The 11,022-nt window shown below is 74.0% G+C and carries 11 protein-coding genes; 4 read left to right on the top strand and 7 right to left on the bottom strand.

Features of this window, described 5'->3' with window-relative positions:
• Positions 1–35 precede the first annotated feature (35 nt).
• The 6 genes from N866_RS12400 to N866_RS12375 form a co-directional block, all read right to left on the bottom strand.
• On the bottom strand, positions 36–761 hold the full coding sequence (locus N866_RS12400) for a ParB N-terminal domain-containing protein (RefSeq protein WP_034226773.1): 726 nt from the start codon (positions 759–761) through the stop codon (positions 36–38).
• 136 nt (positions 762–897) lie between these two features.
• A complete protein-coding gene (locus N866_RS22425) occupies positions 898–1,104 on the bottom strand; it encodes a hypothetical protein (RefSeq protein WP_245612579.1) in 207 nt (68 codons plus the stop codon).
• Between the two features lie 583 nt (positions 1,105–1,687).
• A complete protein-coding gene (locus N866_RS12390; protein ID WP_155855340.1) occupies positions 1,688–2,593 on the bottom strand; it encodes a tyrosine-type recombinase/integrase in 906 nt (301 codons plus the stop codon).
• A 116-nt stretch (positions 2,594–2,709) separates the two neighbouring features.
• A complete protein-coding gene (locus N866_RS12385; protein ID WP_034226772.1) occupies positions 2,710–4,317 on the bottom strand; it encodes an RNA polymerase sigma factor in 1,608 nt (535 codons plus the stop codon).
• 128 nt (positions 4,318–4,445) lie between these two features.
• Positions 4,446–4,844: a universal stress protein gene (locus N866_RS12380; protein ID WP_034226771.1), complete on the bottom strand. Its 399-nt coding sequence runs from the start codon at positions 4,842–4,844 to the stop codon at positions 4,446–4,448.
• 123 nt (positions 4,845–4,967) lie between these two features.
• Complete coding sequence (locus N866_RS12375) at positions 4,968–6,110, bottom strand: DUF4192 domain-containing protein (protein WP_034226770.1); 1,143 nt, start codon at positions 6,108–6,110, stop codon at positions 4,968–4,970.
• Between the two features lie 175 nt (positions 6,111–6,285).
• On the opposite strand from N866_RS12375, the gene N866_RS19960 reads away from it, so the two are divergent.
• Together N866_RS19960 and N866_RS12365 are read left to right on the top strand one after the other, a co-directional pair.
• Positions 6,286–6,921: a hypothetical protein gene (locus tag N866_RS19960; RefSeq protein WP_052022997.1), complete on the top strand. Its 636-nt coding sequence runs from the start codon at positions 6,286–6,288 to the stop codon at positions 6,919–6,921.
• A gap of 40 nt (positions 6,922–6,961) precedes the next feature.
• A complete protein-coding gene (locus N866_RS12365; RefSeq protein ID WP_052022998.1) occupies positions 6,962–8,083 on the top strand; it encodes a polyprenyl synthetase family protein in 1,122 nt (373 codons plus the stop codon).
• A gap of 52 nt (positions 8,084–8,135) precedes the next feature.
• Here the strand turns inward: N866_RS12365 and N866_RS12360 are convergent, their stop codons facing one another.
• On the bottom strand, positions 8,136–8,531 hold the full coding sequence (locus N866_RS12360; protein ID WP_034226769.1) for an Rv2175c family DNA-binding protein: 396 nt from the start codon (positions 8,529–8,531) through the stop codon (positions 8,136–8,138).
• A gap of 139 nt (positions 8,532–8,670) precedes the next feature.
• Here N866_RS12360 and N866_RS12355 point away from each other — a divergent pair, with 139 nt between their 5' ends.
• A complete protein-coding gene (locus tag N866_RS12355) occupies positions 8,671–10,050 on the top strand; it encodes a lytic transglycosylase (RefSeq protein WP_052022996.1) in 1,380 nt (459 codons plus the stop codon).
• Positions 10,051–10,097: 47 nt separating this feature from the next.
• Positions 10,098–11,022, top strand: a 925-nt coding sequence (locus N866_RS12350) for a protein kinase domain-containing protein (RefSeq protein WP_034226768.1), incomplete at its 3' end; no start/stop codon positions are given.

Here is an 11,022-nt window from a genome sequence, read left to right as displayed (position 1 = left end):
GTGGCATCGCGGCGAGGTCGAGCGCGTAGGAGGTCTCAGCCACGGGGACCACCTCCCGCGAGCGCGAGGAGTAGGTGCGATCTCTCGTGCTCCTGTAGCGGCTGGAACGTCTCGTGGTCCCACTGCGCCCGCCACGCGGCCTGCACGTCCGGGTCGAGGACGTAGTCGATGACGGGGTCGTAGACGTACCTGCGGATGACGTCGTGCTCGTCGCGCCCTTCACGGACGATCGACCTGTGCGCCGTCGTCAACGCCGTGACGATGCTGTCGACGGAGATGTTGTTCGTCATCGCCTCGATGACGAGGGCGAGGAGCCCCTCGGTGGCCGACTTGAGCGCGGTGCGAATCTCTGCGGTGCGGTCGGCGGCCTCGGCCGCGCTCATGGTGGTGTCCAAGTTGGACACCTGCCCGCGGCGGATCGCGCCGACGGTGCTCGGGGAGCACCCGACACGGCGGGCGATCGCCCGGTCGGAGTCCCCGGGGCGACGGTCGAGCTCGGCACGGACGACGTGCCGGACCTGCTCCCGGTTCAGGTGCCGGCGCGCGCAGTTCAGCGTCACGGCCAGGTCTGCGGCCTCGTCGTCGTCGCGGACGTACCGCGTCTCGGTGGGACACTCGATCCCGAGCCCTGCGGCGATCCGGCTCCGGTTGTGACCGTCGAGCACCCGGCCGTGCTGGTCGATGACCACCGGGACCACGACGCCGCGGTCGGCGATGTCCCGACGTAGCGCGTCGAGCTGTTCCGGGCTCAGGGCCGGCATCGGCTGGAAGACGGTGGCCGCTGGCGCGGCGGCTACCTCTCCGGCGCCGTCGCGGTGCACACTGTCGGTGAGCCCGTCAGCTCTTGGTTCGAGGATGCCGTCCCCACTGCCCCGGGGGCGGCTTTCTCGTGTCTGCTCAGGCAACGGCCCCACCCCCGAGCGCGCTCAGCTCGGCGTCGGCCTCAGCGGCCTCGCTCGCGGCCTCACGGGAGCGACGGCGGGCACGGGCTGACTTGAGAGCCAGGCGGGCGAAGTGGGCCTTCCTGGCGTGCTCAGCGCGGCGTGCGCGCTCGTCGGGCGGCAGGGTGCCGTCCGGGTCGACCTGGCGCTCGAACTTCGCCATGAGGGCGGCGCGAGCGGGGGCGGTGCGGGCGCTTCGGTCTGACGTCTGAGCCCACGAGTCGTGAGCTGCGATGCTGGCGCGGATTCTGCGTTCAGCTTCGGTCATCTTGGGCACAACCTCTCGGCTGACCCTGGGCCTGGCCCGGAAAATCGGGGCTAGGTGCAAGTTCAGCAGAGAGGGCGGCGGCGCTTTCGCGGCTTACGTTGAGCCCTGACCGTTATTCAGACGAGGCGAGCATAGCGCACATGCCCGACCTAGACGAAGATCTGTGAATCCCCAGCGTGTCGCGCCCGCTCAGCAGCTTCGGCCAGCGTGGATATCTTGAACCTTGGCCGACTTCCGCACCGCCGACAGCGCGCTTCCGCGCCCCCGCTTCGCTTGGCATCGGAAGTCACTCCGCGGACTTCCCGGCGCCCGTCAGGATAGATCTTCTGCCGCTCGAACCGATTCCATCGCCAACCCCCACCAAGGCCCGCAGGCCACAGACTCATCTCTCCGAGAAGCGTTCCGCGCCCGTACTTGCTGGCACAGCGGGCGCAATGGACCGGCAAGAGGGCCAGCACTTCCCCGTTCGGATCCTCACTCATAGGTCCCCCAGATTCAGCGAGCGAGCTTCGGCGGCGGCTCGCTCGGCGGCACGCGCCCGTGTGTAGCGCATGAGCATGTCCGGCTGTGACCACCCGGCAACGGCCATGAGACCGCCCTCAGAGCCGCCGGCGGCGAGCCAGCGGTGCGCGGCAGTGTGGCGCAGCAGGTGCGGGTGGAAGCCGGTGATCCCGGCCTTGGCGGCGCGCTCTCTGAGCGTCTTGTGTAGCGCGTCGTAGGAGAACTCCTTACCGCGATCCCCCAGCCACAGCGCGGGCGTCCCTGCGAGCCTGTGCGTGGCCCTGGCGCGCTTGTACCGGTCGATGGCGCGGGCCGTCTGCGGGCCGAACGGGACGATGCGACCCTTGCCGCCCTTGCCCCGGCGGACGATGGCGGTTCCGGCCAGGAGGTCGACGTCGGGGACCTCGAGCGCGATGGTCTCCCCCGCCCTGGTCCCGGTCTCCACCATGAACCGCACGAGCGCTTCGTCTCGGCGGTCGCGCATCTCGGTCCCGCCGCACGCCTTGAGCAGCGCCCGGAGCTGGTCGTCGGTCAGGGGTTCGATCACCTTGGCGTCGAGCTTGGGCGCCTTGAGCCCGGCGAGGGGGTCGGCCGGGATCTCCCCCTCTTCGACCATCCACGCGGTGAAGCGCCGTAGACCGAGCTGACGGGATCGGACGGTGGCCGCCTCGCGGCCGGACTCGAGCAGCGCGGCACTGAACCCGTTGACCGTGGGCTTGTCGATGACTGCCGGCACGCCCGCCTCGGTGCAGTACGTCAGGAAGCCGCGCACCGCGTCGGTGTAGGACTTCACCGTGGCCGCTGCCTTGCGCTCAGCCCGTAGGGAGAGCTCCCAGGATGGCAGCAGAGAACCGAGGTCGGGGTGCGCTGGTCGTCTCGCCACAGGAGGAGTGTAGCGCGATATCTTGACTAGTAGCGCTGTGCGGGTCCATACTCAGCGTGTCAGGCACCCGGAAAAGGCATCTGACCTGGGAACGGACCCGCCAGCGGCTAGGAACCTCAGTCGAGGTAGTCGCGCAGGACCTGCGAGCGGCTCGGGTGGCGCAGCTTCGACATCGTCTTGGACTCGATCTGGCGGATCCGCTCGCGCGTCACGCCGTAGACCTTGCCGATCTCGTCGAGGGTCTTCGGCTGGCCGTCCGTGAGTCCGAATCGCATGGAGACGACCCCCGCCTCGCGCTCCGAGAGGGTGTCGAGCACCTGGTGCAGCTGCTCCTGCAGGAGCGTGAAGCTCACCGCGTCGGCCGGGACGATGGCCTCGGAGTCCTCGATGAGGTCGCCGAACTCGCTGTCGCCGTCCTCCCCGAGGGGCGTGTGCAGGGAGATGGGCTCACGCCCGTACTTCTGGACCTCGACGACCTTCTCCGGGGTCATGTCGAGCTCCTTGGCGAGCTCTTCGGGAGTGGGCTCGCGGCCCAGGTCCTGGAGCATCTGCCGCTGCACCCGGGCCAGCTTGTTGATCACCTCGACCATGTGGACCGGGATGCGGATCGTCCGCGCCTGGTCCGCCATCGCACGGGTGATGGCCTGCCGGATCCACCACGTCGCGTACGTCGAGAACTTGTAGCCCTTGGTGTAGTCGAACTTCTCGACGGCGCGGATGAGGCCCAGGTTGCCCTCCTGGATGAGGTCCAGGAACAGCATCCCTCGGCCGGTGTAGCGCTTGGCGAGGGAGACGACGAGGCGCAGGTTGGCCTCGAGGAGGTGGTTCTTGGCCCGACGGCCGTCCTGGGCGATCCACTCGAGCTCGCGCCGCAGCTTCGGCTCGAGGTTCGTGGCGGCGGCCAGCTTCTCCTCCGCGAAGAGACCGGCCTCGATCCGCTTCGCGAGCTCGACCTCCTGCTCGGCGTTGAGGAGGGCGACCTTGCCGATCTGCTTGAGGTAGTCCTTGACGGGGTCCGCGGTCGCCCCGGCCGTGACGACCTGCTGGGCGGGGGCGTCGTCGTCGTCCGCGTCGGAGTAGGTGAAACCGGTGTCCTCGTCCTCCGCCTTGGCGGGGGCGGCCGCGGCGGGCCCGGCCTCGGTCTCCTCGTCGGTGGCCGTCTCCTCGTCGTCGGCGACCGGCGTGTCGGCCTCGACCTCCTCGACAGCGGCCACGTCGACGACGTCGGCAGGGTCGACCAGGTCCGGCTCGACGTCGTCGACGTCCTCGTCGTCGGCGGACCCGACCGCCTCGGCCGTGCCCTTCGCCGCCACCTTGCCCTTGGCGGCGGACGCCTTCGTCGCCGGACGCGCGGCGGGGGCCCCCGCCTTGACCTCGGTCGCGGCACCCGAAGCCGGCTTCGCCCGCCTCGTCGTCGTCTTCTTCACGGGGGCCTCGGCGGCCTCGCCGGCCTCCGGTGCCTTCACCGTCGTCGCGCTCGCCCGACGAGTGGTGGCGGCGGCGACGGCCGGCCGGGCCACGGGCTCGTTGACGGCGATGCCGGCGTCCTGCAGCCCTCGCAGCACAGCCCGCAGGCGGGCGGGAGCCACCTGGGCGGCCTCGCACGCGGAGCGCAGGGACTCCGCGTCCACGGAGCCGTGGGTGCGGCCGAGGCGCACGAGGTCCTGCAGGGCAGGGCTCTCGAACTCACGCGGGAGGGCAGGACGGGAAGTCTGGGAGGGCAAGAGAGAACCTTTCGGCACACCAGGGCTCGGAGGGAAGGTCCGGGATCGAAGAACCATTGTAACGTCCGGGGCCCCGGCGGGGTGGAGCGACAGCCCGGCGCACGCGCGCTCCCCGCGCGGCAGGACGCTCAGGCGGGCTGAGGCTTGACCGCGAGCACCGGGCAGGGCGCGTCGAGGAGGATGCGCTGAGCGTTGGAACCGAGGATGAGCTTGCCCACCGGGCTGCGCCGCCGCAGCCCGATGACGATGAGCTCGGCCGACTGCTCCACCGCCGCACCGATGATGTCGTCGGCCACGTCGCGGCCCCGCGCCGTCTGCCTGACCTCGAACGGCACACCGGTGTCGGCCAGCCGAGCCGTCACCTCCTGGACGTTCTGCTCGAGGTCCGAGGGCTCGGAGCCGAAGCGCTGGCCCCGCTCGCTGAGGACGACGACCAGCGGCACGCCGCGCCGCCGCGCCTCGGTGAGGGCGGCGTCCAGCGCCGAAGCCCCCTCGGGCGTGGCAACGTAGCCGACCACGACGCTCATCGGTCCTCCTCGTACGGCGGCTGCAACGACGTGGCGACGCTACCGGATCGCCCGGGCTCCCCCGGCCCCGATGGTCCCGCCCGTGGCCCGGCCCAGCCCGCCGCGGGGTCGCGCCCCGGCCGGTCAGCGACCGCGCGGGGCCAGCCACCCCGGCGGCATCCCGTGGGCCAGCGCCTCCAGGACCAGCACCGCGAGGCGGTAGGCCGGGTCGCGGTCGAGCGCGCGCTCCAGCAGCACACCCGCTCGCGCTCCGTCGCCCTTCCACCACGCGAGGACGGCGAGGAGCGTGGGCACCGCCGGGTGCCCGGGGGCGTGGGCCCCCACCGTGCGCAGCAGGCGCTCCGCTGCGAGGACGGTGGTCTCGTCGGGCGGTACGCCCTGGGAGGGGTCCACGACGCGCTGCAGCGCGGCGCCCACCTCCTCCCCGGCGTCCCCGGCCACGAGGCGGTCCGGGAGCCGCCGTGTCCCCGGGATGAGCAGGAGCAGCACCGCGTCACGGACCAGCACGTCCTCGAGGCCGGCCCGCAGGCGCCCGAGGACCGTGGCCGCCGGCAGCCGTCCCGCGCCGGGCACGGCGTCCTCCTGTCCTGGCCCCACCGGGGCGTCCCGTGCCCCCTCGAGCGCCTCGCGCCAGAGGTCGAGCGAGAGCTGCCGCCAGCGGTGCAACGCCTCCGGTCCCTCGCAGGCGGCGCGCCGCGCCGACCACCGCGCGGCCGCCCGGCGTGCCGAACGACGGTCCGCCGCGCCGGCGCGCCCGACGTCGCCGAGGTCCTCCCGGCACGACGCCACGGACGCGCCCCGCAGGACCATCTCCGCGCTGACCGCAGCCGCCTCGAGGTCGGACGGGGGGCGGCCGCCGACCGGGCAGCACCGGGCGTCGACGCACCCCAGGCCGTACCAGCCCTGCGGACCCACGACCCAGGTCGACGGTTCGCCGAGCAGGTGGTCGGCGGCGTCGGCGAGATGGTCGTGCGCGGCGCGCGCGACCTCCGGGTGCTCCTGCTGGAGGTCCAGGTCCGAGTAGAGGACCAGGACGACGCCGCCCGCCCCGTCCGCGACGAGGTGGCGCACGAGGGACCGCGCCAGCACCGGACCCTGCTCGGGGTCCGTGAGGGCCTCGAGGTCAACCCTGGCCACGAGGCCGACCCGCGACCGCTGGGTACGGATGCTGACGACGACAGCGCTCTCGCGGGGCTGGAAGCCCAGCTGGAAGGGGATGAGGGCCAGGAGCTCGCGCGGCTCACGGGTGCGGATCGTGGTGGTCATGGCCCGATCGGACTACGCCGCCCGCCGGACGAGGCCGGCGAGGCGCACCGAACTGTGGACGGCCGCGGACCGGTCCTGCTGTGGACGGCCGGCGCACCCGTCCTCCCCGGCGGCGTCGGCGATTCACCCGGGTGAGGCCGCGGAGACCCGGCCCGGCGCGGACTACCGTTGTTCCATGGTCGACACGGGTCGAGCGGACGCAGCGGAGCGGGATCGCCCCGGCGCGCCCGTCCGCGTCCCCACCCGTCTCGCGCGGCCGTTCCTGGGGCTCGCTGTCGCCGCGCTCGTCGCCGGCTGCAGCGGGACCACCACGAGCGACACCGGCACGGGAGAGGCACGGCCGGCTCCCGCCGCTGCGGAGACAGCGACGGACGCGGCGGACAGCACACCCCTCGCCGCCCCGGCCGCCCGGGCCGCGACGGACGCCACCGAGGCCGACGAGGACGAGGACGCCCCGCGGGTCGGGACGCTCGTCGAGGACTTCCCCGTGGAGCTCCTCCCCGTCCCCGAGGACGCCGTCCTGCTCGTGACGTCGGCGGTCCCCGTGGGCGAGTCGCCGGTCCGCGAGGTGTCGCTCAACCTCCGGACCCAGATGTCCGTCGGCGCGGTGATGACGCTCTACCGGGACGTGCTGACCGAGGCGGGGTTCACCGAGGTGACGCCCCCGGCCGACGAGTCCGGGCCGACGGCGGACGCGACCTTCACCCGGTCCGGCGGCGACGAGCTCGTGACGATCGGTGTGCTGGACGTGGACGGCGGCCGCACCCTGACGCTGGGCGGACGCGTCCGGACGGCCGACGACGGCGGCTGACGCCCACCCGCGGCGTCGTCGGCGATCTAGGGTGTCGATCGTGACAGCGCCCTCGACGCCCCTGACCGACACCGAGGACGTCCGCGCGGACGTGGCGGGCCTCCTGGACGAGCACCTGGCGGCGCTCGGCGGGGAGCTCGAGGGCTACGGACCGGACGCGGCTGCCCTGCTCGACGCCCTCGGCACCATGATCGAGGGCGGCAAGCGGCTGCGACCGGCCTTCTGCTACTGGTCGTGGCGCGCCCACGGCGGCCTCGAGGCGGCCGCCCACGGCACGGCCGCCGACCGGCGCACGGTCCTCGGGGTCGGGGCGGCCCTGGAGCTGTTCCAGGCCGCGGCGCTCTTCCACGACGACGTCATGGACGGCTCCGACGCGCGCCGGGGCCGGCCGGCGGCCCACCGGCACTTCGAGGCCGTGCACCGGGCCGCCGGGTGGTCCGGTCCAGCCGACTCCTTCGGCGAGGCGGCGGCGATCCTGCTGGGTGACCTGGCTCTCGTCGCGAGCGAGCGACAGCTCTCCACGGCGCTCGCGACCGCGCCGGGCACCGTCGGCGCGCGGGCGCGCGCCGTCTTCGACCGGATGCGGTCCGAGGTCACCGTGGGGCAGTACCTCGACGTGCTGGCCCAAGCGCTGCCCTGGGGTGACGGGCACGAGGAGGAGGCTCGCGCGCGCGCCGTCGTCCGCGCCAAGAGCGCGCGGTACAGCGTCGAGCACCCGATGGTCCTCGGCGCCGTGCTCGCGGGCGCGGACCAGGGCGCCGTCGACCGCTGCCGGAGCACGGGGCTGGCGCTCGGCGAGGCGTTCCAGCTGCGCGACGACGTGCTCGGCGTCTTCGGCGACCCTGCCGCGACGGGCAAGCCCGCGGGCGACGACCTGCGCGAGGGCAAGAGGACGGTGCTCGTCGCCCGGGCTGTCCAGCAGGCCTCGCCCGAGGACCACGCGCTCCTGACGGAGCACCTGGGCCGCCGGGACCTGGCGGTCGAGGACGTGGAGCGGCTGCGGGCCGTGCTCCACCGCAGCGGCGCGCTGGACGCGGTGGAGACGATGATCGACGACCTCGCGGGGCCGGCCCTCGACACCCTTGCCGGCGCGCCGCTCGCCGAGCCCGGCCGCACGATGCTCGTCCGGCTCGGGCAGGCCGCCGTCGACCGGCCGGCCTGACCCCGCACCGCCCGCCGCACGCCGGCAGGGCCGTGCGCGCCGGACGGTGGGTTCAGAGCGCCTCGGCCTGCGCCCGACGCCGGATCTCGGTCTTGTGGCCCGCGGCGAGCGCCTCGACCGGGGTGGACGGACGCACCGGTCCCGTGCCCAGCCCACGGAGCGTCTCGTCGGGCGTGAAGAGCCACCGCACGGCGGCCTCGTCGGAGAACCCGGCATCGGCGAGCAGGGTCAGCGTGCCGGGAAGGGCGGGCACGACCTGCCAGGCCCCGCCGTCTGTCGGCACGAGGAAGCCCGCGGGGACCTTCAGGACCGGCCGCTCCCCGCGCCGCAGGGCCAGGAGGGAGCGGTCCTCCACCAGCCGGCGGACCGCGCCGACGTCGCAGCCGAGCCGCTCCGCGACGTCGGGAAGGGGCAGCCACTCGCCCACCAGGGCATCCAGGTCGATCACCGCGCCAGCCTACGCAGAGGGCAGGGCGGGTGAAGGCAGGCCGGGACCCTTCCCCGCGATCGGCCTGATCGACTACCGTCCACTACTGTCACACCAGTCACACACGCATCATCAGCCCCAGCCTTCACAGGACGGATCCATGCGCCCCACCTCCCCGCGTGCCACCGAAACGACCGTCCGCCGCCGCGCCGCAGGGACGGGTGGCCTGGGTCTCGCGCTCGTCGTGGCCAGCGTCGCGCAGGGCGCCGCACCCGCGGCCGCCGAGGAGTACACGGTCCAGCCCGGGGACACGGTGAGCCACATCGCCCTGCGCTCCGCGACGACGGTGCGGCAGATCGTGGCGGCGAACGGCCTGGACGCCCGCGCGACCATCCGGACCGGCCAGCGCCTGGTCATCCCCTCCGCGGCGACGCCCACCGCGGCACCGGCCCCCGCGCCGGTGGCCACCCCCGCGCCCGCCGCCCTCTCGCACCGCGTCGTCTCCGGCGAGACGGTGTCCGGCATCGCGGCGCGGTACGGGACCACCGTCGCCGCCGTCGTCGCCGCGAACGGCCTCGACGCGCGCGCGTTCGTCCGTGCCGGCCAGACGCTGTCCATCCCGGGCGCGCCGGGCTCGGCCCCCGCACCCGTCGCCACTCCCGCACCGGCCGCCGCTCCCCCGGCCGCCGCCACGACCACGCACCGGGTCGCCTCGGGCGAGACGGTCTCCGGGATCGCCGCGCGCTACGGGACGACCGTGGTCGCCGTGGTCGCCGCGAACGGCCTCGACGACCGTGCCCGGATCCGCGCCGGTCAGACGCTCACCATCCCGGGCGGTTCGGCGGCTCCGGCGCCCGCTCCGGCGCCCGCCGCCGCCTCCCACCGCGTCGCGGCCGGAGAGACCGTCTCGGGCATCGCGGCGCGCTACGGCACCACCGTCGCCGCCGTCGTCGCCGCGAACGGCCTCGACGCCCGCGCCTTCGTCCGCGTCGGTCAGACCCTCACCATCCCGGGGGCCGCACCCACCGCCCCGCCCGTCGCCGCGCCGACGACGCTCGTGGGCAACACCTTCGCGGGGCGCACCTACCCGCAGGCAACGGTCGACGCCGCGAACCGGAACAAGGCCGCCCTCCTCGCGGCCGGTGTGCCCAGCCGTGCCGAGATGCAGGCCCTCGTGGCGTCGACGGCACGCGAGATGGGGCTCGACCCGGCGCTGGCCCTGGCCATCGCCCACCAGGAGTCCGGCTTCAACCAGGCCGCCGTCTCCCCGGCGAACGCCATCGGGACCATGCAGGTCATCCCGTCCTCGGGGACGTGGGCCTCCCAGCTCGTCGGCCGGCAGCTGAACCTGCTCGACCCGCACGACAACGTCGTCGCCGGGGTGGCGATCCTCCGGCAGCTGGTCCGCAGCGCACCGGACCTGCCGACCGCCATCGCGGGGTACTACCAGGGCCTCGCGGGCGTGAAGCGGAACGGCATGTACGCCGACACGCGCCGGTACGTGGCCAGCGTGCAGACGCTCATGACACGGTTCGGCTGACCGCGGGCCTCCCCGGGACGCACGGAGACCGCACGTACACTGCGGCCGTGGCAGCGACACTGACGGACCCGCTCATCGGCCAGGTGGTCGACGGGCGCTACGAGGTGCTGTCGCGCGTGGCACGCGGCGGGATGGCCACGGTGTACCGGGCTCTCGACCGGCGGCTCGAGCGCGAGGTCGCGCTCAAGATCATGCACCCGCACCTGGCCGACGGCGCCTCCGGGTCGGACTTCGTCGCCCGGTTCCGCCGCGAGGCGCGGTCCGCCGCACGCCTCACGCACCCCGGCGTCGTCGGGGTCTACGACCAGGGTGTGGACGGCGACACGAGCTACCTCACGATGGAGTTCGTCGACGGCACGAGCCTGCGCCGGCGCCTCACGGAGACCGGTCCGCTCAGCGTGGCGGAGTCCCTCGACACGGCCGAGTCGGTGCTGGACGCCCTCGCCGTCGCGCACCGCTCCGGCGTCGTCCACCGTGACGTCAAGCCCGAGAACGTGCTGCTCGCGACCGACGGCCGCGTCAAGGTGGTCGACTTCGGCCTCGCCCGTGCGCTCACCGACGCGAGCCACACGAGCACGGGCACGGTCCTCGGCACCGTGGCGTACCTGGCGCCCGAGCTGGTGACGCAGGGGACGAGCGACGCCCGCACGGACGTCTACGCCATGGGCATCCTCCTGTACGAGATGCTCACCGGACGGCAGCCCTTCACCGGGGCCACCCCGATCCAGGTCGCGTACCAGCACGTCAACAGCGACGTCCCCCCGCCGTCGGACGCCGTCGAGTGGCTGCCCGCCGAGGTCGACGAGCTCGTCCAGTGCCTGGCCGCGCGCCAGGCCGACGAGCGCCCGGCGGAGGCGGGCGCGGCCCTCGCGCTCCTGCGCCGGTGCCGTGCGTCCCTCGACGAGGCGACGCTCGCCCGCCGGGCCGAGGTGGCCGAGCCCGCGTCGTCCGGTGGCTCGCACGCCGGTGGTG

The organism is Actinotalea ferrariae CF5-4 (genome assembly GCF_000603945.1).
Classification (GTDB): domain Bacteria; phylum Actinomycetota; class Actinomycetes; order Actinomycetales; family Cellulomonadaceae; genus Actinotalea; species Actinotalea ferrariae.
Note: the sequence above shows the minus strand (reverse complement) of the source record. Positions and strands in the feature narration are given on the sequence as shown.

What these genes read in the sequence shown, in the direction of transcription:
- N866_RS12400 (WP_034226773.1), bottom strand. Translation starts at nt 761, where the DNA reads ATGCCGGCCCTGAGCCCGGAACAGCTCGACGCGCTACGTCGGGACATC.
- N866_RS22425 (WP_245612579.1), bottom strand. Translation starts at nt 1,104, where the DNA reads ATGGCGAAGTTCGAGCGCCAGGTCGACCCGGACGGCACCCTGCCGCCC.
- N866_RS12380 (WP_034226771.1), bottom strand. Translation starts at nt 4,844, where the DNA reads ATGAGCGTCGTGGTCGGCTACGTTGCCACGCCCGAGGGGGCTTCGGCG.
- N866_RS12375 (WP_034226770.1), bottom strand. Translation starts at nt 6,110, where the DNA reads ATGACCACCACGATCCGCACCCGTGAGCCGCGCGAGCTCCTGGCCCTC.
- N866_RS19960 (WP_052022997.1), top strand. Translation starts at nt 6,286, where the DNA reads ATGGTCGACACGGGTCGAGCGGACGCAGCGGAGCGGGATCGCCCCGGC.
- N866_RS12355 (WP_052022996.1), top strand. Translation starts at nt 8,671, where the DNA reads ATGCGCCCCACCTCCCCGCGTGCCACCGAAACGACCGTCCGCCGCCGC.